Source organism: Herbaspirillum huttiense, assembly GCF_004367745.1.
GTDB classification, from domain to species: Bacteria; Pseudomonadota; Gammaproteobacteria; order Burkholderiales; family Burkholderiaceae_D; genus Herbaspirillum; species Herbaspirillum huttiense.
Genome location: NZ_CP037993.1, coordinates 5,248,908 through 5,271,008, shown reverse-complemented (window position 1 = coordinate 5,271,008; position 22,101 = coordinate 5,248,908). Strand labels below are relative to the sequence as shown.

Sequence of the window (22,101 nt, the reverse complement as noted above, 5' to 3'; positions counted from 1 at the left end):
ATCAGGCGTCCGGCAGGATCTCGGTCAGCGACAGGATCGCCTGCGCCACTTCGGCAATGCGCCGGTTCTGGTTCATCGCATGCTTGCGCAGCAGGCGATAGGCGGCCTCTTCGTTGAGGCCCTGCTTCATCATCAGCACGCCCTTGGCGCGTTCGATGAGCTTGCGTTCTTCCAGGCTCTCGCGCACGGTGGCCAGTTCCTGAGTCAGGTTCTGCAGGCGTTCGGACTGGGTGCGCAGGATGTCGACGATGGATTGGGTCAGGTGCGGGCCCACGCCCGCGCTCAGCGAGCCGTCCGGCAACGGCTGGCCATCCAGGCCGGAGGCGAAGGCCGTCAGCGAGGCCAGCGGATCACGGTCATCGGCCTGCGTGAAGAACTGGCCCTGATGGTCCAGGTCCTTCTGCAATTCGCGGATCTTGTCCTGGCATTGCGACTGCACGTATTGCGCGAGATGGATCTCGACCCGATGCAGGCCATCCATCCGGGTGGAGCAGCACTGATACCAGGCATCGGCCAGCTCGGGATCCAGCGGCCGGCCGTGGGCGGTGAGCAGCTTGCGGCGCAGGCGTTCCAGATCGGCCAGCGGCAGCGTGGCCTGCATGGCGCTCCATTCATTGCGGAAGCCTTCGGCGAAGGATTCGAAACGGCGCAGGGCCTGTTCCTGCATCTCGATCTGGGTCTCGATGGTCTGTTCCTGTTCGCGCGTGATCTTGCCCGTGACGAAGGCGGCAGCGCCGGCGGCCCGTTCGCGGCCGGCAAATTCCTTGCCTTGCATCAGGTTGAACAGCGCCACCAACAGCCGCGAAATCTGCGGATCCACCGCCACGTCAGCGGCTTCGAATACCAGCGCCAGCAGGGCACCCACCACCGTCTTGAAACGCTCGTAGCTGGCCGCCGGGGTGCAGGCCAGTGCGGCCACATCGGCGCGCAGCTTGGGCAGCCCGTCCAGTGCATGCAGGGCGAAGGCGATGCGGGTGTAGAGGCGAGCGCCGTTGGAGAGGGCGTTGTCGGGGACGGTGGAGCCGAGCCAGGTGTCGAACTCGCACTGGGCCGCCTGGCTGGCGGCCACGCGCTCCTGCCAGGCCTGCGCATCACGCTCGCCGCGCGAACCGAGATAGATGTTGGAGAGGCCGCGTTCCTGCTGCAGGCAATGGATGAGCTTGCCGACGGTCAGTACCAGCTGGCAGGTGTGTGCCAGGCGTTGCAGTTCTTCCGCTTCGCAGCGGCGGGCGGTGATCAGGTAGTTCAGGACTTGGCTCATGGCGGGCAGGGCTAAGAATCACAAGGGCTGGCCGCATCGCGAGCAAGATTCGTGCGATGCATGGATGTCCCGGATTGTAATGGAATCGCCCCGCCCGGCGCGTCCCCTGCGAGCGCTAGCGGGCGATATACCACTCGTAGCGATGATTCCACGCCACGAACAGGTTCATCGTAATGGCGCCGACCAGCGAATAGAACACGCGATCCATCGGCAGGAACAGCGCCGCCGTCGCAAACAGCGCCAGGTCGAAACCCATGAGCAGCCAGCCGGCCTTGAAGCCGGTGCGTTCCTGCACATAGGTGGCCAGGATGCTCATGCCGCCGCAGCTTGCCTGGTGGCGGAACAAACCGATCAGGCCAATGCCCACGCACAGACCGGCCAGCACGGCACCGACGGCGGGATCGAGGTGGCTGTAGCTGATGTAGTTGCCGGCCACGTTGGTCAGGACCGACACGGCTGTCACCGCCGCCAGTGTGCGCCAGGTGAAGGCCGCGCCCATGCGCAAGGCGGCCAGCAGGTAGAAGGGCAGGTTGATGAGGGTAAAGGCCATGCCGAAGCTGATCCCGGTGGCATAGGTCACGAGGAAGGCCACGCCGGCGATCTGGCCGATGATCAGGCCCAGGCTGTGCAGCATGGACATGCCGAAGGCGATCATCACCACCCCGAAGAGCTGGCCCTGCAGGTTGTCGATCCAGCTGTGGCGCACGGCCGGGGTGGCAGGAGGCGTTGCGCGCGCAGGAGGCGCGGAGGCAATCGGCGAGGAGGGCGAGGAATCCGCAGTGGAAGTCGTCATGGCAATACCAATCATCAATCGTGGATAACGAACGCGTCACGTCAATGGCCAGGCCGGCGGGTAAGCTGACCCAGTCATCAGTGTGCAGCTGCCTTCAATCGCCGACAGCCGCCGCAGGTGCGCATGGTAAAGGATTTGTTGCAGTGCGGCGACCGCCGGATGAGGCGGCGCGGCGCCGCTGCAACACTTCTCGGCTAGCAGGAAATGTGCCAGAAAGTTCATTTGGGCGGACGGCCAAGACGACCCACCCGGCGGTCCGGCGCTAGAATCCGATATGGACTTCACTTTGACACCGCATCAGGGCACTCCGCGCGTGCTGCAGACCGAATGGGTCGATCTGCGCCGTGACGACGACAGCGGCATCGAGAGCATCAGCGCGCATTTCTCGGGCCATGCCTACGATCCGCATGCGCATGACGAAATGCTGGTCGGCGTCACCTTGCAGGGCGTGCAGCGCTTTCGCTGCGGGCGCGCGTCGCATGTGAGCACGCCTGGCAAGTCCATCCTCATCGAGCCCGGTGCCATCCACGACGGCCATGCGCCGCACGAGAGCGGCTTTACCTACGCCATGCTCTACCTGCCGCAGCCCTGGTTGTCCGCCATGGCCGGACAGCTGCAGTTGCCCGCCGTGTCGCGCTTTGCCTCCTTTGACCAGACCCTGCACGATGACGTGCTCCTGGCACAGGCCATCCACCGGGCCTTCCTCGCCTTGCACCAGCGTGAAGGCCGGCTGGCGCGTGACGAGGCACTGGACCGCATGCTGGTCTTGCTGGCGCGCAGGATCCGCGCTCCCGCCAGTGAGGGCAGCGCGGCCGCCTCGCCCGCGCTGCAAAGGGTGCGCGAACTGATGCATGCGCAACTGGCCGAGGATCTCAGCCTGGACGATCTGGTGGCGTGTTCCGGACTGGATCGCTTTCGCCTGACGCGTCAGTTCAGTGCGGCCTTCGGCAGTTCGCCTCACGCCTATCTGGTGCAACTGCGCCTGCGCGTGGCGCGCCGTCTGCTCGCCGGTGGTGCTGAACCGGCACAGGTGGCGGCCGACACCGGCTTTGCCGACCAGAGCCACCTCGGCCGCTGGTTCCGGCGCGCCTATCGCATGACGCCGGCGGCCTATCGCCTTGCCTGCACAAACGTTCTAGCCGGGAGCTGATGCGATTTCCTAAGATGCGGTGATTCAAGACTGCTCAAGGAAGACCGCATGTTCGATACCAAAATCGCCATCCTGGTGCGCGATGACCTGCCGATGTGGCAGCGCCTGAACGTCACCGCCTTTCTGGCCACCGGCATTGCCGCCGCCGCACCCGAGTCACTGGGCGCAGCGTATGCGGATGCCAGTGGCCGACGCTATGCACCACTGTGCGGCCAGCCCATCCTGATCTTCGCTGCGGACCTGGCGGGGTTGCAGGCCGCGCATCGTATCGGGCTGGCTCGCGAGCTGACGATGGCAGCCTATGTCTTTCCCATGTTTGCCACCGGGCATGACGAGGCCAACCGCCAGGTCTTTCTGGCTGAAGATGCGGAGAACCTGGACCTGGTAGGCATCGCCTTGCGCGGCCCGAAGAAGGGTGTGGAAAAAGCCACCAAGGGTTTGATACTGCATCCGTAATACGCCCGCAGCGCTCAGACCATCAGGCCATCAGAGCGCCATGCTCCACACCTTGGCATGCCGGCCTGCGCCGTAGTAATCCATCATCATTCCGTGGCTGGCATCGAAGAGGTGGTCGTAAAAACCCCAGCTGGCGCGATAGCGCGGCCCGCTGTTGACCACCAATGTGGTGGCCCCGGCCGCACGGGCCTCATCGCAGGCGGCTTGCAAAAGCGCACGGCCGATTCCCCGTCCGCGCATGGCGTCGCGATGCACGAAGACATTGAGCAATTCGAGCGCGCTCCCTTGTCCCTGCGTATCCAGTGCGAGATGGCTGCTGATGCGCGCATCCGGACCCGACAGCGCCATGCAGCCCAGCGCGACGCCCTGCGCATCACGCGCCACCAGATAGCTGCGGTAGCGCCCATCGGCATCCCGCTCGCCGTTCATGCTTTGCCGGATGGCGGCGATCTCGGCCTCGACCACGCTGCCATCGTGCAGATCGCGGACATGCTGGCGCAGGATCGTATCGAGCGCGGGCAGGTCGGCGTGCTCCAGCCAGCGTATGACGCAAGCTTCAGGTGCATGCGCTGCGGTGGCGTCTGCAGACCGGGGATGCTCGTAAAGGATGTCCCATTCTCCCTCGCCGGTCTGCACGAAGCCGTGGCGCTGGTAGAAGGCATTGGCAGGGCTGTCGCGCAGTGCGGCCAGTTGCACGCTGCAGCCATGGCGGCGGGCATCGGCGAGGATGCGCCTGAGCACCTGCGCCCCGAGGCCACCATGCTGGAAGTCCGGATGCAGATACAGATGACGCAGCCGCAGCCTGTCGGTCTGTCGCTCCAGCACAAAGAAGCCTGCGGCCTGGCCCGCTTGCATGATGTGGAAGGTCACTTCCGGCACGAAGCCGCTGGTGAAGCGTTCGCGCGCACGTTGCGGATCGAAGCGCCCGATCTGCTCCAGGCTGGGACGCATGGCGGTGATGCGCAGGGCGACCAGGTGGTCGAGATCCGAGGGGAGGGTTTGCCGGAACAGCGCCAGCGGGGCCAGGCGGAGCAGGGGAGAGCGGGTCATCTTGCGGGACCGGGGCGCGGGCATCGGTCAGGTGGTAGCGGGGCTATCAGCATACCCGTGTCGGGGCTGGCGTGCCGGCTGCGGGCAGCCGTGATCTTGCGGTGATCTGTTCCGTGTACACTCCACGTTCCCTGCCCCTCCTCGTGCATCGCTCATGTTTCGTCTCAGGCTTTCTCTCGCCTTTGGTTTGCTGGTCGTGCTGGTCTGCGTGCAGGCCGGTTTCGTCTATTGGGGTGCCAACCGCGTCAATGACTATGCGCAGCACAGCCGGCTGGCCAGCGACATCCAGTCCGAGTTGCTGGAACTGTCCGCCAACAAGCAGCGCTTGCGCGTGTGGGCTTCGCAGCAGCTGATGGATGCCGATGCCTCGCCCGAGGTACGCGACCGCCTGCTGGCCAGCATGCAGGAGAGTGCCGCGCGCCTGCAGCAACTGGCACGGCGCGACATCACGCTGTGGACCGAGATCGCCGCGCGCGACCAGGTGCCGATCCCCGCCGATGTCGAACAGCTGGCGTCCGTGGCTGACCTGCTGAGCGACAACATCGCCGCCGTGCAGACCCGCCTGCTGGCCCTGGCCCCCTTGCGGGGCGATGCCGAATTCTCGGGCGTCTGGCGCGAGATCAATCAAGTCTTCGACATGGCGCGCGGACGCGACCTGCGCGAGCTGCTCAACGGAGCCATCGAGCGCCAGCGCAAGGCGGTGCCGATTGCGCGCCTGGCCACCGAACGCGGCCTGGACCGGGTACGCACCCAGGCCATCTTCATGGTCATCATGACCTTGCTGGGAGCGGCACTGCTGGCGCTGCACCTGGGACGCCGCCTGCAACGGCCGCTGGAACGCTTGCTGGACGGCGTGCGCGCCTTGCGCGCGGGCCAGCTCGATCATCGTGTACCGGTCGGTTCCGGCGATGAATTCGATCGCGTCGCCGAGGGCTTCAATGCCATGGCCGCCGAACTGCAGCAGCACCGCGCCGATGCCGATGCCGCCCGGCGCCGGCTGGAAGAGGCCGTGGAGGCGCGCACCGGCGAACTGCGCCATGCGCATGAAACCCTGCAGCACATCGACCTGCGGCGACGCCAGCTGTTCGCCGATCTCGGCCACGAATTGCGCACCCCCACCACCGCCATCCGTGGCGAAGCCGAGATCGCCCTGCGCGGCGCGGACAAGCCGGCGCAGGAATATCGCCAGGCGCTGCAGCGCATCGTCGAAGACAGCAAGCAGCTCACCGGCCGCATCAATGACCTGCTGCTCATCGCCAAGGCCGAAGCCGACCAGATCGTGATGCAGCCGCAGCCCATCCAGCTGCACGAACTGCTCACCGATGCGGCCGACGTTGCCGAAGCATTGGGCGCGGACAATCAGGTGAGCGTGCAGCGCCTGCCTTTCCCGGAGGCCGATGCCTGCTGGCTGATGGCGGATGCGGAGCGCCTGCGCCAGGCCATCGTGATCGTGCTGGACAATGCCATCCGCTATTCCCCGCGCGGGGCCGTGGTAAGCGTGCAATGCCTGCAGCAGCCGGATCGGGTGCAGATCTTGATCACCGACCAGGGCATCGGCATCGATGCCGACGAATTGCCGCAGGTCTTCGAGCGCTTCGTGCGCGGCCGCCGTGCGCGGGCGCATCGGGCCGATGGTACCGGCATCGGGCTGTCGATCGCGCGCGCCATCCTGCATGCGCACCATGGGGAGATCCGTTTGCAGAGCACACCCGGAGAGGGGACCTGCGTCACCATCGACTTGCCGCGCCATCCCGCACCGGTATCCGGCAGCCGAGACCACTGATCCTGCATCACCATGAACATCCTCATCATCGAAGACGACGCCCGCGTGGCCGATTTCCTCTCGCGTGGACTGCGTGCCGAAGGCTACCGCGTACAGCATGCGCGCACCGGGCCGGACGGCCTGCAGCTGGCCCGCGAAGGCGAGCATGCGCTGCTGTTGCTGGACGTGATGCTGCCCGGCATGACCGGGCTGGAACTGTGCCAGACACTGCGCGCCGAGTGCAATCACGTCCCCATCCTGATGCTGACGGCGCTCAGCGATGTCGACGACCGCGTCGCCGGCCTGCGCCTGGGGGCGGACGACTATCTCACCAAGCCCTTCGCCTTTGAGGAATTGCTGGCCCGCATCGAGGCACTGCTGCGTCGCGGGCGCGAGCAGCGCACCGTGGCGACCGTGCTGGAAGTGGCCGATCTGGTGCTCGATCGCGAGCGCATGCAGGTCACGCGCGCCGGCAAGCCCATCACGCTCACGGCCAAGGAACTGGCCTTTCTGGAATTGCTGATGAGCGCACCGGGCCGGCTCTACAGCCGCGAGCGCATCCTCTCCAACGTCTGGGGGGCCAACGAGGATCCGCTGACCAACATCGTCGACGTCTACATTCGCCGCCTGCGCAGCAAGATCGACGAGGGCCACGATCTGCCCCTGCTCAAGACCGTGCGCGGACTCGGTTATCGCCTCGACGATCAGCCTGCGTGAAGGGCCGGCCAGCGGCCGCCGTTCATCTTGCGTTCATCTTCCGCTCAGCGAGCCTTCATGGAAATCGCGGGTTGAGGTTCATCTCGCCTCTCCAGAATGGTGTTGCGCCGTCTTCGTGGCGCGGTGCCGGAGACGGCATCTGAACCAGTCCCCCTGAGAGGAAACCTGATGAACTATCGTATCGCCATCCCCCTGTTGACCCTGGCCGGTTTTGGCATCGGCACCGCCCTGCCGGCTGCGGCCCAGACCGCAGCGGCCGCACAGCCTGCCAGCGCCACCTGCGCGGCCGCCACCCCGAAGCAGATCGAAGCCTTGTTCGATCGCTGGAATGCCTCCCTGCGCACGGGTGATCCGGACCAGGTCGTGGCCAACTATGCTGCCGACGGCGTGCTGCTTCCGACCGTCTCCAACCAGCCGCGCACCAACCCGGCCGAGATTCGCGACTATTTCGTGAAGTTCCTCAAGAGCGGTCCGCAAGGCACGATCGACAGCCGCATCGTCAAGATCGGCTGCAACGTGGCCCAGGACGTCGGCACCTACACCTTCAAGTTCGCCGATGGCAAGAAGGTGCAGGCGCGCTACACCTATGTCTATGAGTGGCAGGACGGCAAGTGGCTCATCGCCCACCATCACTCCTCGGCCATGCCGGAGCAGGCGATTCGCTGAGGCGCATTGCCGGGTCAGCGGATCACGATAAATCGCTCCGCTGGTTCGTCCTGCTGTCATCGCCAAGACGAAGGGAATGGGCATGCGCCGCAGGGCGGACCAGCGGGCCTCTTGTCCATCAGTCCAGCGCGGTCCCGCGAATGATCTTGATCAGCCTCAGTGCCGCCGGCGAGAGATAGGTATCGCGCCGGTAGCTCAATCCCATCCGGCGCAGCATGGTGGTTTCCTTCAATACCACTTCGCGCAGGTGATTGCGCCCGGCCAGCAGGTTCAGCTTGGAAGCAAAGCCCAGCAAATTGCTGCGCTCGATGAGCGGCATGATCATGTTCAGCACCGTCGGGGTGATCTGCACCGTGGGACGCGACAGGTGATGACGGTCGAAGACGTTGTCCAGCCACTGCCGGCTCAGTACCGATTGCGCCGGCAGCACCCATTGATACTCCAGCAGATGGCGCAGCCGGATCTTGCGGTCGAAGATGGGGTGATTGGGGCTGGCCATCACGACCATCTCGTCGCGCATGATTTCTTCGGTGTGAAACAGCTCGTCATCCTGGATCATCGGCCCCAGCACCACGTCCAGTTCCCCCGCCTTCAGGCCCTCCAGCAGGGCATCGTTCATCGACACCTTCAGATCAATCGTGACCTTCTCCGCCTCGGCCAGCAACTGCTGGCAGATGCCCGGCAGGATGTGTTCGGCCAGGGTCGGGATGCAGCCCAGGCGGATGTTGCCTTCGCGCCCGTGCGCGTAGTCGCCGATCTCGCGTGCGGTCTCGTCCATCATCAGGCTGATGCGGCGTGCGCGGTGCAGCAGCGCCTCGCCCACCGGTGTCAGGCGGATGCCGCGACCCACGCGTTCGAACAGCGGTGCGCCCAGTTGTTCTTCCAGGCGATCAATGCACTTGGTCAGCGCCGGCTGCGTCTTGAAGAGCCGCTCGGCCGCCCGTCCCACGTGCCCTTCCTCGGCGATGACGGCGAAATACTTGAGATCGCGGAAGTCCATGATTCATTCCTGAAAGTTATGGATAACAAAATAAAAGCAAATATACATTAAATATCCCCGCACGTAGACTGCCCTCCAAACAAGAACCCTCGCCCTTTGCGGCGACGACAACACGGAGACCAGCACGATGCAAGACCTGCCTTCCCGGCGCGCTTTCCTGCGGCACAGTACACGGCTCGCGCTCGGCCTCGGTGCCATCGCCCGGCTGCCGCTGGCGCGTGCGCAAACCGAGCCCTATGCCCACTCTGCCGGCACGCAACACGCCGCCAGCCGCCTGCCCGCCGATGCCTGTGATTGCCACATGCACATCTACGACCCGCGTTTCGCATGGGCACCGGGTGCCAAGCTGCTGCACGCTCCGGCCACCGTCCCCATGTATCGCCGCCTGCAGCAGCGGCTGGGCACGACGCGCAACGTGGTGGTCACACCTTCGGCCTATGGCGTGGACAACAGCTGCACCCTCGATGCGCTGGCGCAACTGGGTGCGACTGCCCGCGGCGTGGCGGTGGTCAATGACCAGGTCAGCGATGCCGAGCTGCAGCGCCTGCATCAGGCCGGCGTGCGCGGATTGCGCTTCAACCTGGCGCTGGGCTCGGTCACCACCGTGGAGATGATGGAGCCTCTAGCGCGCCGCGTGGCAGCGCTGGGCTGGCATCTCCAGGTCAACATGCCCAATGACGTGCTGCTGGCCAATCGCGCGCTGCTGTCGGCGCTGCCGGTGCCGCTGGTCTTCGATCACTTTGCGCGTATCCCCCTGCAGGCCGGTCCGGGCCATCCGGTCTTCGACTTCGTGACGGGACTCATGCGCGAGCAGCGCGCCAGCGTCAAGCTTTCCGGTGCCTACCTCTACAGCAAGCGTGGTGCGCCCGATTACGAGGATGTCGCGCCGCTGGCCCGCACCCTGGTGCAGACCGCACCGTCTCAGGTCGTGTGGGGCAGCGACTGGCCGCATCCGACCGAGCAGCACAAGCCCGATGATGCGCGCCTGCTCGATGTGATGACGACATGGCTGGGGTCCGACGCGATGCTGCGCACCGTGCTGGTCGACAACCCCGCCCGCCTTTACCAATTCTGACGGAGAACACCATGTCGCAGGTTTCCACCCAAGCCGCGGCGCACGCTGCCGCAGCCGGCTTCACCGCCGCCGTCAGCGAAGAAGCCACGATGAAGAAGGTGATGCGCCGCCTCATCCCCTTCATCCTGCTGTGTTACGTGGTCAGCTATCTGGACCGCATCAACGTCGGCTTCGCCGCGCTGACCATGAACAAGGACCTGGGCCTGACGCCCTCGCAGTTCGGTCTGGGTGCGGGTCTGTTCTTCATCGGCTACTTCTTCTTCGAGATTCCCAGCAACCTGGCGCTGCATCGCTTCGGCGCGCGCATGTGGATTTCGCGCATCATGATTTCCTGGGGCGTGATCTCGATGGCCACCGCCTTCGTGGTCGGCCCCAAGAGCTTTGCACTGGCGCGCTTCCTGCTGGGCATGGCCGAGGCCGGCTTCACGCCGGGCATCTACCTGTATTTCACGCAGTGGTTCCCCGGTGCCTGGCGCGGCAAGGCCACGGCCTTTTTCCTGATCGGCATCCCGGTGGCCAACATCATCGGTTCGCCGCTGTCGGGTGCGCTCATGGAATTGCACGGCATGTGGGGCTTCAAGGGCTGGCAGGTGCTGTTGCTGCTGGAGGCACTGCCGGCCGTGCTGCTGGGCGTGCTCTGCCTGTTCCTGCTGCCGGATCGTCCGTCCAAGGCGGCCTGGCTCACGCCTTCTGAAAAGCAGTGGCTGGAAAACGAATTGTCCACCGAGCAGAACGTGCTGGCCGCCCGCCATGGCAACAAGTTGAAGGATGCCTTCACCAACTGGCGTGTCTTCGCGCTGGCCGCTGCCAACTTCTGCGGCATCCTCGGTTCGCTCAGCATCGGCCTGTGGCTGCCGCAGATCATCCGCGAGTTCGGACTGCCCTCGCACCAGGTCGGTCTGGTGGCGGCCATTCCCTACCTGGTCGGCGCGGTGGCCATGACGCTGTGGGCGCGCCTGGCCAATCGCAGTGCGCACCGCCTGTTCTTCGTGGCCGGGGCCATCGTGCTGGCGGCGCTGTCGCTGGCGATCTCGGCCTTCCTGCATACGCCGCTGCTGAAGATGCTGGCCATCACCATTGCGGTGCGTCGATCCTGTCGTTCCAGGCGACCTTCTGGGCCATTCCTTCGGGCTTCCTGACCGGCCGCGCGGCCGCCGGCGGCCTGGCGCTGATCGTCTCCATCGGCAACCTGGGCGGCTTCGTCGGCCCGTCGGTGATCGGCTTCATCCGCGAAAGCACCCAAGGCTTTACCTATCCGCTGATCTTCGTGGCCGGTGCCTTGCTGCTGGGTGCCGTCATCACGCTGGCACTGGGTGATCCGTCCCGTGCCCCTTCCACTTCCAAGGAAACAGCATGAGCTTCTTTGCCCCGCCTCCCACGGTCGAAGCCAGCGTCTTCACGCGCTTGCCCGATCATTTCCGTACCCCCCGCAAGAATGCCTGGGGCGATGCCAACCGGGGCGGCCTGCCCATCGATTCCTTCCTCGAAGGCCCGTCCTTCGACCGCCAGGGCCGCCTGTACGTCACCGACATTCCCTATGGCCGCATCTTCCGCATCAGCATGGACGGCCAATGGGAACTGGTCACTGAATACGACGGCTGGCCCAATGGCCTGAAGATCGACAAGAGCGGCCGCATCGTCATCACCGACTACAAGCGCGGCCTGGTGCAGCTCGATCCCGATACCGGCACCGTCACGCCGCTGCTGGAAACGGTCGGCTCGGAAGGCTTCAAGGGCGTCAATGATCTGGTGTTCGGTCCCAAGGGCGAGATCTATTTCACCGACCAGGGCCAGACCGGCCTGCAGGATGCCACCGGGCGCGTGTATCGTCTGGCACCTGATGGCCAACTGACCTGCCTCATCAACACTATCCCCAGCCCCAACGGCATCGTCTACGACCCGGCCCTGAATCACCTGCTGGTGGCGGTCACGCGGGCACAGCAGATCTGGCGCATCCCGCTGCATCACAACGGCGTGGTCGGCAAGGTCGGCGTGTTCGCCAACCTGCACGGCGGCATGGCCGGTCCCGATGGCCTGGCGCTGGATGCCGAGAGCTGCCTCTACATCGCCCACACCGGCTTCGGTTCCATCTGGCGTCTGTCGAAGTTCGCCGAACCCTTGCTGCGCATCCGCTCCACGGCCGGCATCTCGACCACCAACCTGGCCTTTGGCGGAGTGGATGGCAAGAGCCTCTTCATCACCGAATCCCAGACCGGATCCATCCTGCGCGCCGACGTGCCGGTGGCCGGCCTGCCCATGTATTCCCACGCTTGAGCGTGGTCCCCTGACTGCATCTTCAATTCTTCCATCAAAGGATCCCCATGAGCACCCAACCTGACTTCATCCGCGACATCGAACGCGTCGACGCTGCCATCGTGGCGCAGGCCGCAGAATTCCCGGCCTCCATCCTGGCCGATGTGGCCGGCCGTCGCGGTACCCTGTGCAGCCGCGTGGTACCGCTGTCGCCCTCCATGCGCGTGGCCGGACCGGCCGTGACGGTGGAAGTGCGTCCCGGTGACAACCTGATGATTCACGCTGCCATGGCCATCGCCAAGCCGGGTGACGTGCTGGTGATCGATGGCAAGGGCGATGAGACCTGCGCGCTGATGGGCGAGATCATGGTGTCGCAATGCAAGGCCAGCGGCCTGGCCGGCATCATCATCTATGGCTCGGTGCGCGATACCGAAGCGATCCGTGCCATCGACTTCCCGGTCTATGCCGTGGGCGCCAATCCGAACGGCCCGACCAAGAACATCGCCGGCCGCGTGAACTGGCCGGTCTCGGTGGGCGGCACCGCCGTGCAGCCGGGTGACCTGATCGTGGGCGATGCCGATGGCGTGGTGGTGGTCGAGCGTGAGAAAGCCGCATCGCTGCTGGCGGCGGCCGCCAAGAAGGTGGCCGATGAAACCAAGCGCCTCACCGAAATCCGTGGTGGCGGCCCGCTGCGCCCGGCCTGGCTGGAAGGCGCACTGCGCAAGGGCGGCGTGCTGGCCGAAGGAGAATCGCTGTGATTGCCGTCAAGAAGGAAGTGGTGATCGTCACCGGTGTCGACCTGGCACCGCAAGCGGTCGAGATCCTGCGCGACTTTCAGCTGGTCTATGCCGGTGCCAAGCCGACCGAGGAAGACATGGTCAGGCTGGTGCAGCAACATCTGCCGGTGGCCATCATCGTGCGCTATGGCGGCGTGAGCGCGCGCGTGATGGATGCGGCCCCTGGCCTGCGCGTGATTTCCAAGCACGGCACCGGCATCGATTCCATCGATACCGAAGCAGCCAAGGCGCGCGGCATTGCCGTCAAGGCGGCGGCCGGTGCCAATGCACCGGCGGTGGCCGAGCATACCTGGGCGCTCATCATGGCCTGCGCCAAGAACGTGGTCGGACTGGACCAGCGCATGCGCGAAGGCCACTGGGACAAGTCCACCCACAAGAGCCTGGAGCTGCGCGGACGCACGCTGGGCCTGGTCGGTATCGGTGCCATCGCGCGTCGCGTGGCTGCTGTGGCGGTCGCGCTGGAGATGCCGGTGCTGGCCTATGACCCGTATGCGAAAGACGCTCCGCAAGGCGTGCGGCTGGTCGATCTCGATACGCTGTTTGCGCAATCCGACGTGGTCTCGCTGCACTGCCCGCTGACGGCCGACAACAAGCACATGATCAATGCGCAATCGCTGGCCCGCATGAAGGACGGCACCATCCTGGTCAACACGGCGCGTGGCGGACTGATCGATGAAGCGGCGCTGATCGCGGCACTGGCTTCGGGCAAGCTGCGCGCAGCCGGCCTGGACAGTTTCGAGAAGGAACCCTTCACCGCACCGCATCCGCTGCAGGACGTCAGCAACGCCATCCTGAGCCCGCATATCGGCGGCGTGACGGCCGACGCCTACATCGCCATGGGCACCGGCGCGGCCAGCAACGTCCTGGCGGTATTGAACGAACAGACCGTTACCGGCTGATTCATAATGACTGACGGGCCAGCCGCCGACACAGGCGGCACCCGACTTCCGAGAGAGAGACATGGAGACCATCCAAGACGACAAGCGGCTCGAACAAGAGACCGTGCGCAAGGTGACCTGGCGCTTGCTGCCCTTCCTGATGCTGTGCTACCTGTTTGCCTTCATCGACCGCGGCAACATCGGCATGGCGGCCTTGCAGATGAACCACGACATCGGGCTCTCGCCCAAGATGTTCGGCTTTGCCAGCAGCCTGTTCTTCATTGCGTATTTCATCTTCGAAGTGCCCAGCAACCTGGCACTGCAGAAGTTCGGTGCACGCAAATGGCTGGCCCGCATCATGGTCACCTGGGGCCTGATCTCGGCCTGTACTGCGTTCGTGCAGGGGCCGACTTCGCTGTATTTCGTGCGCTTCATCCTGGGCGCTGCGGAGGCCGGATTCTTCCCTGGCGTGGTGCTGTACCTGACCTATTGGGTGCCATCGGCTTATCGCGCCCGCATCGTGGCGCTGTTCATGGTGGCGATCCCGGCGGCCAGCTTCGTGGCCTCGCCGGTCTCGGCGCTGCTGCTGCAGATGGATGGCATCGGCGGATTGCGCGGCTGGCACTGGCTGTTCCTGCTGGAAGGGTTGCCGACCGTGTTGCTGGGCGTGGTCTGCCTGTTCTTCCTGACGGATCGTCCGGACCAGGCGCGCTGGCTCAATGATGCGCAGCGCCAGTGGCTGGTTGCCACCATGAACAAGGAAGCGGCCAGCCGTACCGCCAAGCAGCACATCCCCCTGTGGAAGCTGTTCAGCCAGCCGCACGTGTGGGGCATGGCCCTGGTGTGTGCCTGCGCTTCGGCGGCCGGTTCGGTGTTGAACGTGTGGCAGCCGCAGTTGCTCAAGTCCTTCGGGCTGACGGTGATGCAGACCGGCCTGGTCAATTCGATTCCCTACCTGGTGGCCTCGGTGCTGATGGTGTGGTGGGGCCGTCATTCCGACCGGACCGGTGAACGCCGCTGGCATACCGCCATTCCGCTGATCCTCATCGGTGGCGGCCTGGCGCTGGCGTCGCTGGCCAACACGCTGGCCCCGGTGGTGCTGCTGCTGACCATGGTGTTGATTGGCGCGTATTCGTTCAAGGGACCGTTCTGGGCCATGGCCTCGACCTGGCTGGCGACGGGTTCGGCTGCTGCCGGACTGGCGGGGATCAATGCGGTCTCCAACCTGATCGGCGGTGGCCTGATGGTCAATGCCTACGGCTGGATCAAGGACGCGACCGGCAGCTACGCCATGGCCTTGTTGCCGCTGGTGGGCTTGTCGGTGGTGAGCGTGGCCATCCTGCTGGTGCTGTCGCGCAAGTCGCGCGTGGCCGCTACCGGTGGTTTGAAGCAAGCCGTGCGCTGAGCACAAGCGTGATGACAAAAGAGCTGCCTTGCTTGCGCAGGCGGCTCTTTTGCATTGCGTGTCGCGGTTTCAGGAAAAACCGAAAAAACTCGCCGGATTGCTCACCAGGATCTGATGGCGCAGCGCTGGATCAGGGGCCCAGGCGGCCAGCAGGTCGAACAGCACGGCGTCATCCGGTTTGATCTTTTCAGTGGGATGCGGCCAGTCGCTGCCCCACAGCGTACGCTGCGGTGCAGCCTGCAGATAGGCGCGCGCCAGCAGGCTGGTATCGGGATAATCAGGCGGCCCCTGCAGGGTATCGGCATAGGGCTCGGAGAGCTTGATCCAGGTATTGCCCTTGGCCAGCAGGCGCAGGATGGCTTGTGCGCCGGGATGATCCAGTCCTTGCGGCTGCGGGATGCGGCCCAGATGGTCGATCACCACCGGGGTGGGCAGGCCGGCCAGCACGGTTTCATGCTCGGCGATCTGCGTGCCCGACATCAGCACCTGCACATGCCAGCCCAGCGGCGCGATGCGCTTTGCCGTGCGCAGCAAGCGGTCCACGGTCGTGATGCCCCAGCTTTGCGGCGAGAGGAAGTTGACCCGCACGCCGCGCACACCCAACTGATCCATCTCCTTCAATTGCGCCAGTTCCACATCATCGTCGATGACCACGATGCCGCGTGCCTGCGCGCCGAACTGGGTGAGTGCATCGAGCAGGCAGCGGTTGTCGCTGCCATAGGTGGAGGGCTGGACCACCACGTTGCGGGCGATGCCGAGCTTGGCCATCAGTCGCCGGTAGTCGGCCACGGTGGCGCCGTCGGGGCGGCCGCCGCGCCAGTGCGGCGAGACCGGGAAGCGCGCGTCATAGATGTGGTGATGGCTGTCGCAGGCCAGCGCTGGCGCCTTGAGCCGGGGCGGCTGGTCGCCGGCTGAGTTGGGAATGGACTGGGCGATGGCCGAGCGCGCTGCAGTACAGGCGAGCAGGCTGCCGGCCAGGAATTGTCTTCTGTTGACCATGGGTCTCCTTGCATTGTTGTTGTCGGGACGGCCGGGGCGCACCAGATCAGAGGGCACCAGCGTCTGCCATGGAGTCTAGTGACGGGGTGGGATGCAGACTATTTCCTTTTTTTTCTGCATTCATAACTGCGGGGAATGGATCGGGAGTCGGCACCGATGGGGCCGGATCGCGCCGTTGTGCGAGCAAAGGCGCAGCCAAGTGAAGATAAATTCTCGCCAAGCGAGAACTTAAAGAATCCGGGAGGACTCTACAGCAGCACTGTCCGGTACTGCGCCGCTGGCGTCGGTTCCCGATCGTTTTCCCATCCAACTGAGATCCCGCGCGCCATGCAACCACAAGAAAACTCATCGCCAGAATCCCGCTCACCCCAAACTCCAACCCCGGAAATCCCGTCCCCGGAAAATTCTCCATCCCCGGCCCCTGCCGTGCGCAACCCATGGGGCAGTCTGGTGCTGTTCCTCTCCGGGCTGCTGTTCTGGGGGCCAGTGGGGTTGGCGGTCTGGACCATATCCACGGCCAGGTTCGGTGCTTCCGGGATGGGCCCGATGGCCGGCGTCTACCTGATCGGGGCACTGTTCAACTTCGTCCTGTACGCTGCATTTGCCGGCGGCTGTCTGTTGGCGATCTACGCCTGCATTCAGAAGCCCTGGCAGAACAAGCCGGTGTCGATCCTGTTCGTTCTGCAGCTGATCACCCTGGCGGGATTCATCGTCCTGGGTGTGCTGTCCAGCCAGTAGGCCATTGCGCCCTCGCAGAACATAGTCGGGCGTGGAGAGACGGCGGGCAAGATGAGCTGCACACTAGGCTGGTGCCCCGCAGCCGGATCGGGCGTTATCATGCTCGTTTCCGTCACTCCCGCCTTTGCCAAGGAAGCCCATGCAGCAAGACACGAGCCAGCCCCGTCTCCCCGCCGTCGACGTCTCCAGCGCCACGCCGGCACAAAAGGAAGTCCTGGACGATATCCTGAAGGGCCCGCGCGGCAACCTCGCCGGTCCCTTCCTGTCCTGGATCCACAGTCCCGAACTGGCCCAGCATGCGCAGAAGCTGGGCGCATTCTGCCGCTATCACACGCAGCTGCCCTTGTCCCTGTCGGAACTGGCCATCCTGTGTACCGCCGCCAGGTGGCAAGCCCAGGCCGAATGGCAGATCCACCATCCGATCGGGATCGAAGCGGGACTGGACGCGGCCAACGTCGAACGGATCCGGCGCGGCCAGCGCCCCGACTTCGCTGCGCGTGATGAACAGATGATCTGGGAATTGGTAGAGGAACTCTACGAGACCAAACGCATTTCCGACCCCTTGTACCGGGAAGCCGAACAGCGTTTCGGCATCGAGGTGCTGGTCAATCTCGTGGGTTTGTTGGGTTACTACTCCCTGGTGGCAATGACCCTGAATGTCTTCCATGTGCGCCACGGCGATGGCGCGCTGCCCTTTGCGGAACAGACCGGTCAAGCTGCGCGCTGATCGGAGGGCGACCCTGGCGGAAATTCAAACATTCCGCCCCCATGTTTGAATCAGGGGATATCCAGCACGATCCGGCCGCGCGCTGCCTTGCCTGACTCCAGCAAGGCATGCGCGCGGGCAGCTTCGGCCAGCGGGAAGCACTGGCCGACCGTCGGCACCCATACGCGTTCCTCTGCCAGCTTCGCCACCGCGTGCAGGCACTCCGGGGCATCATCAATCATCGCGCGGACCACGCGCACCTTGAATTCCTCGCCGCGCTCCCGGATCGGTGCCGCGACCAGCCAGACCAGCTGGCCGCCCGGCTTGAGCACCGGATAGGAACGGTCGTGGGTGTCCCCGCCCACCAGGTCGAAGACGACATCCACTCCGCGCAGCGCCGAAAAATCCTCCTTGTCATAAGCAATGACGCCGGTCGCGCCCAGTGCCAGGACGTCGTCCCGGTTGGCGCTGCTGCAGGTCGCCCAGACCTCGGCCCCCAGATGCAGCGCCAGCTGGATCATCAGACTCCCCACTGCACCCGACCCGGCGTGCACCAGTACCTTCATCCCGCTGCGCACCTGCGCCGTCTTGACGATGGGGATCCAGGCACTGGCACCGGGCTGCAACAAGGCGGCTGCCTGTCTGGTCGAGAGCGTGGACGGCTGCCTGACCACGCGCGCGGCCGGCACAACGATGCTGTCGGCGTAGCTGCCCTGGCCGAACATGTCGGCCATCACGCACACGGGCTCACCGACAGCGAGACCCTCCGCCCGCGATTCAACGATCACGCCGGCACCGTCGCGGCCCGGTACCTTGGGCAGCGTCAACGCCAGCTGAGCTTGCAGCAGGCCCGCGCGCAGCTTGGCATCCAGCGGTGCCACGCCCGCTGCTCGCAGGCTGACGCGGACCTGCCCCGGTTCCAGCGGGAACTGCGCAATGGCTTCCAGGGCCATGACATCGGGCGGGCCATACTGGTGATAGCGGATGGCTTGCGTATTCATCGTGTGTCTTTCATGGAGTGCTTGTGAAGATGCCGCATTCCTCCTCGCAGGAGGCCATGCACGGATACTAGAGAGTCGACTCACGGTCGTGCAAATCGGTCCTGCAGATTCAGCCGATCAGCCTTGCTGATGCAAGGCCAGCCTGGCCGAAGTCATTACAGCGCTGTAATGACTCGGCAATCTTTCTGTCTCTACCCGCTTCTTAGAATTCATTCCCGGAAACCACGCGTCCGGGCCAGCCGATGCCGCCCCGCACAGCGCAAGTCCTTTGACGCGTCGCTGTACGACGGTGCATAATCGCCCCCGCTTCTTGCCAGCGTCGCCTCCCCGTCCCGTGGCTGCCGACCGGACTGGCTGGTCGCCATTTCTCATTTCCACCATGCGTGCACTGATTCTCCTGCTTGCTTTCCTGTTGCCGATGCAGCTCTCCTGGGCGGCCGTGGCATCGTATTGCCAGGCGGAAAAGGAGAGTACGCCGGCGCACTTGGGACATCACGACCACCCCGCCGCCGAGACGCACGCGCAGGCGAAATCCTTGGACTCCAAGGAATCCAAAGCAGGGGATCTCGACCTGGATTGTTCCCTCTGCCACTTCTGCGCCATGAAGTCGGTACAGGCCGGCAGCAGGCTCCTCATCGCGCCGCTGGCCATGCGTGTATCAGCCCATTTCAAGCACGTTTCCCATCCTGCCTCCCACATCGCCGACGGGCCCGACAAGCCCAACTGGCTGCTCGCCGCCTGAGTCGGCGAGGACACTTCTTTCCCATCATCTGCTCTCGCCGAATTCCCCTTTTCATCACCGGAGAATTCGATGTTTCGTCACAGCTTCACGCTGGGGCTGGCGCTGCTTGCGGCCAGTTCCAGCCATGCGCAATCACCCGTGCAATCCAACCCGCAATCCATTCTGCCCGCCACGGCATCCGGCCTGGACCGGGAAGCTGGCCCGCTGTCGCTGCAAGCCGCGATCAGCCTGGCCTTTGACCACAACAAGACGCTGGCCGCCGCCCGCAAAGAGATCGAGGCCGTCGAGGCCACCATCCTGCAAGCGGGTGCCCGGCCCAATCCGGAATTCTCGGCACTGATCGAGGATGTCCGCAAATCCAGCCGCACCACGACCTACCAGATCAATCAAGCCATCGAACTCGGAGGCAAGCGCGGTGCCCGCATCGAGGCCGCGCAGCGTGCCCGCGACATGGCCGTGCTGGAATATGCCGCCAAACGCAGCGAACTGCGCGCCGCCGTGGTGGCCGCGTATGTCGATGTGATGGTCGCCACCGAGCGGCAGCGTCTTGCCGGCGAACTGCTCGGATTGGCCAAGACCTCGGCCGAAATGACGGGTCGGCGCGTCACGGCAGGCAAGATTTCTCCCGTCGAACAGACCAAGGCGCAGGTGGCGCAGTCCGGCGCACAACTGGAACTCAGTCAAGCCAACAGCGAGCTGCTCCTCGCACGGAGAACCCTCGCGATGCTGTGGGGCGGCGGCAATGACCGCGTTCAGTTGAGTGAAGGCGGCGTCGAGTCCCTGCCTCCTTTGCCGGCGATTGCACAGCTGACCGAACAGGTCGCCAATGGCCCGGCCGTGCGCCTGGCCCGGCTTGAAGTCGAGCGCCGCCGTGCGCTGGCCCGGATCGAGACCAGCAAGCGCACACCCGATGTGAGCCTGACCCTGGGCAACAAGCGCGATGAATCCAGTGCCCGCAACATGTGGGTGGTGGGTTTCTCTGTGCCCATCCCGGTCTTCGACAGCAACCAGGGCAATGAGCTGGAAGCCTTGAAGCGCGTCGATATCGCACGCGATGCCTTGGCGGTCGCCGAGGTGCAAATGCAGGGCGAGGCCGCACAGGGCTTCGAGCGGTTGCGCAATGCCAGGGAAGAGGCCACGGCCTTGCGCAACGACATCGTTCCGGCCGCGCAATTGGCCTACCAGGCCGCCCGTACCGGATTTGAAGCAGGCAAGTTCGCTTATCTGGACGTCCTTGACGCCCAGCGCACCTATTTCCAGGCCAAGGCGCAGTACTGGAAAGCCCTGTCCACCGCCTTCCAGGCCGCCGCCGATCTTGATCGTCTGGCCGGCATCGAGACCCTTCCAGCAGAGTGAGAACAACCATGACAAAGAAGCAGATATTCACCATCGCGGCGATCATCGCCATTGCAGCGCTCGTGTCGGGAATCATCCTGATGAAGGGCAACTCCGCTCAGGTCAGCAACGCCAGGCCGGACGCTCATCAGGAAGATGGCGAGCATCGTGAAGAGGGCGGTCACAAGGACAAGACTGCGCATGATGACGACAAGGACGACGAGCACAAGGAAGGTGAGCACAAGGAAGGTGAGCACAAGGAAGGTGAGCACAAGGAAGAAGGAAAGATCGCCCTGAGCAAGGAGCAGATTGCCGCCGCCGGCATCCGGGTCGACACGGCCGGTCCCCTGCAGATCAGGTCCACCGTGCAGTTGCCGGGCGAGATCCGCTTCAATGAAGATCGCACTGCGCACGTGGTGCCGCAGGTCGCCGGCATCGTCGAATCGGTCTCGGCCAATCTGGGCCAGAAGGTCAAGAAAGGCCAGGTACTGGCGGTCATCAGCAGCAGTGCCGTCTCCGAGCAGCGCTCCGACCTGCTCAATGCAGAACAGCGCCTGTCGCTGGCCCGCAGCGCGTATCAGCGCGAGAAGCACCTGTGGGAACAGAAGATTTCTGCCGAACAGGATTATCTGCAAGCACAAGCCGCGCTGCGCGAGGCCGAGGTGGCGGTGCGCAATGCGCAGCAGAAGCTGCGGGCCATCGGTGCCACGGGCACATCGTCCGGCAACCTCAACCGCTATGAAATTCGCGCGCCCTTCGACGGCATCGTCGTCGAGAAGCACCTCGGCCTGGGCGAGGCCGTGCGCGAGGATGCCAATGCCTTCCTGATCTCCGATCTCTCCAGTGTCTGGGCCGAGATCATCGTCTCGCCCAAGGACATGCAGGTGGTCCGGGTCGGCGAGAAGGTGGTGGTGCGCGCCACCGCCTTCGATGCCAGTGCCGAAGGCAAGATCTCCTACGTCGGCTCCCTGATCGGCGAACAGAGCCGCACGGCCAAGGCCCATGTGGTGTTGCCCAATACCGGCGATCTCTGGCGTCCCGGCCTGTTCGTCAATGTCGAGGTGATCGCCGGCGAGACGCAGGTCCCGGTGGCCGTTGCAGCCGATGCCATCCAGACCGTCGAGGGCAGGAACGTGGTGTTCGTCCGTGATGCGGATGGCTTCGTGGCCAAGGAAGTACGCCTGGGACGCTCCGATGGCAAGTCCGTTGAAATCACCTCCGGCCTCGATGCCGGCACCGGCTATGCCGCCACCGGCAGCTTCGCCATCAAGGCTGAACTGGGCAAGGGTTCCGCCGAGCACAGCCACTGACCAGCGC

At 64.8% G+C, this 22,101-nt stretch carries 21 protein-coding genes and 1 pseudogene; 16 read left to right on the top strand and 6 right to left on the bottom strand.

Annotation, left to right across the window (positions count from 1 at the left end; translation table 11 throughout):
- Position 1: 1 nt before the first annotated feature.
- On the bottom strand, positions 2 to 1,261 hold the full coding sequence (locus tag E2K99_RS23515; protein ID WP_121040894.1) for a nitrate regulatory protein: 1,260 nt from the start codon (positions 1,259 to 1,261) through the stop codon (positions 2 to 4).
- A gap of 115 nt (positions 1,262 to 1,376) precedes the next feature.
- Entirely contained in the window at positions 1,377 to 2,054 is a 678-nt protein-coding gene (locus E2K99_RS23510; RefSeq protein WP_232729514.1) for a YitT family protein, read from the bottom strand.
- A gap of 274 nt (positions 2,055 to 2,328) precedes the next feature.
- On the opposite strand from E2K99_RS23510, the gene E2K99_RS23505 reads away from it, so the two are divergent.
- Positions 2,329 to 3,204, top strand: coding sequence for an AraC family transcriptional regulator (locus tag E2K99_RS23505; RefSeq protein ID WP_134223763.1), 876 nt, complete (start codon positions 2,329 to 2,331; stop codon positions 3,202 to 3,204).
- Between the two features lie 48 nt (positions 3,205 to 3,252).
- Complete coding sequence (locus E2K99_RS23500) at positions 3,253 to 3,660, top strand: DUF2000 family protein (RefSeq protein WP_134223762.1); 408 nt, start codon at positions 3,253 to 3,255, stop codon at positions 3,658 to 3,660.
- 30 nt (positions 3,661 to 3,690) lie between these two features.
- On the opposite strand, the gene E2K99_RS23495 is transcribed toward E2K99_RS23500, so the two are convergent.
- Positions 3,691 to 4,710, bottom strand: a complete 1,020-nt coding sequence (locus tag E2K99_RS23495; RefSeq protein WP_240733808.1) for a GNAT family N-acetyltransferase — start codon at positions 4,708 to 4,710, stop codon at positions 3,691 to 3,693.
- 154 nt (positions 4,711 to 4,864) lie between these two features.
- Between E2K99_RS23495 and E2K99_RS23490 the strand changes: the two genes are divergently transcribed.
- From E2K99_RS23490 to E2K99_RS23480, 3 genes are all read left to right on the top strand, one after another.
- On the top strand, positions 4,865 to 6,493 hold the full coding sequence (locus E2K99_RS23490; protein WP_134223760.1) for a sensor histidine kinase: 1,629 nt from the start codon (positions 4,865 to 4,867) through the stop codon (positions 6,491 to 6,493).
- A 12-nt stretch (positions 6,494 to 6,505) separates the two neighbouring features.
- Positions 6,506 to 7,189: a response regulator transcription factor gene (locus E2K99_RS23485; RefSeq protein WP_134134346.1), complete on the top strand. Its 684-nt coding sequence runs from the start codon at positions 6,506 to 6,508 to the stop codon at positions 7,187 to 7,189.
- A 168-nt stretch (positions 7,190 to 7,357) separates the two neighbouring features.
- Complete coding sequence (locus E2K99_RS23480; RefSeq protein WP_134223759.1) at positions 7,358 to 7,855, top strand: SgcJ/EcaC family oxidoreductase; 498 nt, start codon at positions 7,358 to 7,360, stop codon at positions 7,853 to 7,855.
- Between the two features lie 118 nt (positions 7,856 to 7,973).
- Here E2K99_RS23480 and E2K99_RS23475 read toward each other — a convergent pair whose 3' ends face one another.
- The gene (locus E2K99_RS23475) at positions 7,974 to 8,855 is read right to left on the bottom strand and encodes a LysR family transcriptional regulator (RefSeq protein ID WP_039783253.1); all 882 of its coding nucleotides are present in this window, start codon (positions 8,853 to 8,855) and stop codon (positions 7,974 to 7,976) included.
- 127 nt (positions 8,856 to 8,982) lie between these two features.
- Between E2K99_RS23475 and E2K99_RS23465 the strand changes: the two genes are divergently transcribed.
- From E2K99_RS23465 to E2K99_RS23440, 6 genes and pseudogenes are all read left to right on the top strand, one after another.
- Positions 8,983 to 9,930, top strand: a complete 948-nt coding sequence (locus E2K99_RS23465; protein WP_134134349.1) for an amidohydrolase family protein — start codon at positions 8,983 to 8,985, stop codon at positions 9,928 to 9,930.
- Positions 9,931 to 9,941: 11 nt separating this feature from the next.
- Positions 9,942 to 11,287, top strand: a pseudogene (locus E2K99_RS23460) (MFS transporter).
- Positions 11,284 to 12,204, top strand: a complete 921-nt coding sequence (locus E2K99_RS23455) for an SMP-30/gluconolactonase/LRE family protein (protein ID WP_134223758.1) — start codon at positions 11,284 to 11,286, stop codon at positions 12,202 to 12,204. Before E2K99_RS23460 ends, E2K99_RS23455 begins: the two are co-directional and overlap by 4 nt.
- Positions 12,205 to 12,251: 47 nt before the next feature.
- Entirely contained in the window at positions 12,252 to 12,941 is a 690-nt protein-coding gene (locus E2K99_RS23450) for an RraA family protein (RefSeq protein WP_134223757.1), read from the top strand.
- Positions 12,938 to 13,879 (top strand): hydroxyacid dehydrogenase, encoded by a 942-nt coding sequence (locus E2K99_RS23445; protein ID WP_134223756.1) that lies wholly within the window; start codon positions 12,938 to 12,940, stop codon positions 13,877 to 13,879. Before E2K99_RS23450 ends, E2K99_RS23445 begins: the two co-directional genes overlap by 4 nt.
- Before the next feature lie 61 nt (positions 13,880 to 13,940).
- Positions 13,941 to 15,263: an MFS transporter gene (locus tag E2K99_RS23440; protein WP_134223755.1), complete on the top strand. Its 1,323-nt coding sequence runs from the start codon at positions 13,941 to 13,943 to the stop codon at positions 15,261 to 15,263.
- Between the two features lie 69 nt (positions 15,264 to 15,332).
- On the opposite strand, the gene E2K99_RS23435 is transcribed toward E2K99_RS23440, so the two are convergent.
- Positions 15,333 to 16,262, bottom strand: a complete 930-nt coding sequence (locus E2K99_RS23435; RefSeq protein WP_134223754.1) for an amidohydrolase family protein — start codon at positions 16,260 to 16,262, stop codon at positions 15,333 to 15,335.
- 426 nt (positions 16,263 to 16,688) lie between these two features.
- Between E2K99_RS23435 and E2K99_RS23430 the strand changes: the two genes are divergently transcribed.
- Both E2K99_RS23430 and E2K99_RS23425 read left to right on the top strand, forming a co-directional pair.
- Positions 16,689 to 17,000: a hypothetical protein gene (locus tag E2K99_RS23430; protein ID WP_134223753.1), complete on the top strand. Its 312-nt coding sequence runs from the start codon at positions 16,689 to 16,691 to the stop codon at positions 16,998 to 17,000.
- A 139-nt stretch (positions 17,001 to 17,139) separates the two neighbouring features.
- Complete coding sequence (locus tag E2K99_RS23425) at positions 17,140 to 17,727, top strand: carboxymuconolactone decarboxylase family protein (RefSeq protein ID WP_134223752.1); 588 nt, start codon at positions 17,140 to 17,142, stop codon at positions 17,725 to 17,727.
- 50 nt (positions 17,728 to 17,777) lie between these two features.
- Here E2K99_RS23425 and E2K99_RS23420 read toward each other — a convergent pair whose 3' ends face one another.
- Positions 17,778 to 18,707 carry an NADP-dependent oxidoreductase gene (locus E2K99_RS23420; RefSeq protein WP_134223751.1) on the bottom strand — a complete coding sequence of 310 codons (930 nt, stop codon included), beginning with the start codon at positions 18,705 to 18,707 and terminating at the stop codon, positions 17,778 to 17,780.
- A gap of 379 nt (positions 18,708 to 19,086) precedes the next feature.
- Between E2K99_RS23420 and E2K99_RS23415 the strand changes: the two genes are divergently transcribed.
- The 3 genes from E2K99_RS23415 (at position 19,087) to E2K99_RS23405 (ending at position 22,094) form a co-directional block, all read left to right on the top strand.
- The gene (locus E2K99_RS23415) at positions 19,087 to 19,449 is read left to right on the top strand and encodes a cobalt transporter (protein WP_134223750.1); all 363 of its coding nucleotides are present in this window, start codon (positions 19,087 to 19,089) and stop codon (positions 19,447 to 19,449) included.
- A gap of 69 nt (positions 19,450 to 19,518) precedes the next feature.
- A complete protein-coding gene (locus tag E2K99_RS23410; protein WP_134223749.1) occupies positions 19,519 to 20,805 on the top strand; it encodes a TolC family protein in 1,287 nt (428 codons plus the stop codon).
- A gap of 8 nt (positions 20,806 to 20,813) precedes the next feature.
- Positions 20,814 to 22,094 carry an efflux RND transporter periplasmic adaptor subunit gene (locus E2K99_RS23405; protein WP_134223748.1) on the top strand — a complete coding sequence of 427 codons (1,281 nt, stop codon included), beginning with the start codon at positions 20,814 to 20,816 and terminating at the stop codon, positions 22,092 to 22,094.
- Positions 22,095 to 22,101 lie beyond the last annotated feature (7 nt).

Bases quoted from the DNA above. Each gene is read 5' to 3' on its own strand.
- E2K99_RS23485 (WP_134134346.1), top strand. From the start codon at position 6,506: ATGAACATCCTCATCATCGAAGACGACGCCCGCGTGGCCGATTTCCTC.
- E2K99_RS23515 (WP_121040894.1), bottom strand. From the start codon at position 1,261: ATGAGCCAAGTCCTGAACTACCTGATCACCGCCCGCCGCTGCGAAGCG.
- E2K99_RS23465 (WP_134134349.1), top strand. From the start codon at position 8,983: ATGCAAGACCTGCCTTCCCGGCGCGCTTTCCTGCGGCACAGTACACGG.
- E2K99_RS23510 (WP_232729514.1), bottom strand. From the start codon at position 2,054: ATGACGACTTCCACTGCGGATTCCTCGCCCTCCTCGCCGATTGCCTCC.
- E2K99_RS23425 (WP_134223752.1), top strand. From the start codon at position 17,140: ATGCAGCAAGACACGAGCCAGCCCCGTCTCCCCGCCGTCGACGTCTCC.
- E2K99_RS23435 (WP_134223754.1), bottom strand. From the start codon at position 16,262: ATGGTCAACAGAAGACAATTCCTGGCCGGCAGCCTGCTCGCCTGTACT.
- E2K99_RS23440 (WP_134223755.1), top strand. From the start codon at position 13,941: ATGGAGACCATCCAAGACGACAAGCGGCTCGAACAAGAGACCGTGCGC.
- E2K99_RS23410 (WP_134223749.1), top strand. From the start codon at position 19,519: ATGTTTCGTCACAGCTTCACGCTGGGGCTGGCGCTGCTTGCGGCCAGT.
- E2K99_RS23505 (WP_134223763.1), top strand. From the start codon at position 2,329: ATGGACTTCACTTTGACACCGCATCAGGGCACTCCGCGCGTGCTGCAG.
- E2K99_RS23455 (WP_134223758.1), top strand. From the start codon at position 11,284: ATGAGCTTCTTTGCCCCGCCTCCCACGGTCGAAGCCAGCGTCTTCACG.
- E2K99_RS23420 (WP_134223751.1), bottom strand. From the start codon at position 18,707: ATGAATACGCAAGCCATCCGCTATCACCAGTATGGCCCGCCCGATGTC.
- E2K99_RS23500 (WP_134223762.1), top strand. From the start codon at position 3,253: ATGTTCGATACCAAAATCGCCATCCTGGTGCGCGATGACCTGCCGATG.
- E2K99_RS23475 (WP_039783253.1), bottom strand. From the start codon at position 8,855: ATGGACTTCCGCGATCTCAAGTATTTCGCCGTCATCGCCGAGGAAGGG.
- E2K99_RS23415 (WP_134223750.1), top strand. From the start codon at position 19,087: ATGCGTGCACTGATTCTCCTGCTTGCTTTCCTGTTGCCGATGCAGCTC.
- E2K99_RS23450 (WP_134223757.1), top strand. From the start codon at position 12,252: ATGAGCACCCAACCTGACTTCATCCGCGACATCGAACGCGTCGACGCT.
- E2K99_RS23490 (WP_134223760.1), top strand. From the start codon at position 4,865: ATGTTTCGTCTCAGGCTTTCTCTCGCCTTTGGTTTGCTGGTCGTGCTG.
- E2K99_RS23480 (WP_134223759.1), top strand. From the start codon at position 7,358: ATGAACTATCGTATCGCCATCCCCCTGTTGACCCTGGCCGGTTTTGGC.
- E2K99_RS23405 (WP_134223748.1), top strand. From the start codon at position 20,814: ATGACAAAGAAGCAGATATTCACCATCGCGGCGATCATCGCCATTGCA.
- E2K99_RS23495 (WP_240733808.1), bottom strand. From the start codon at position 4,710: ATGACCCGCTCTCCCCTGCTCCGCCTGGCCCCGCTGGCGCTGTTCCGG.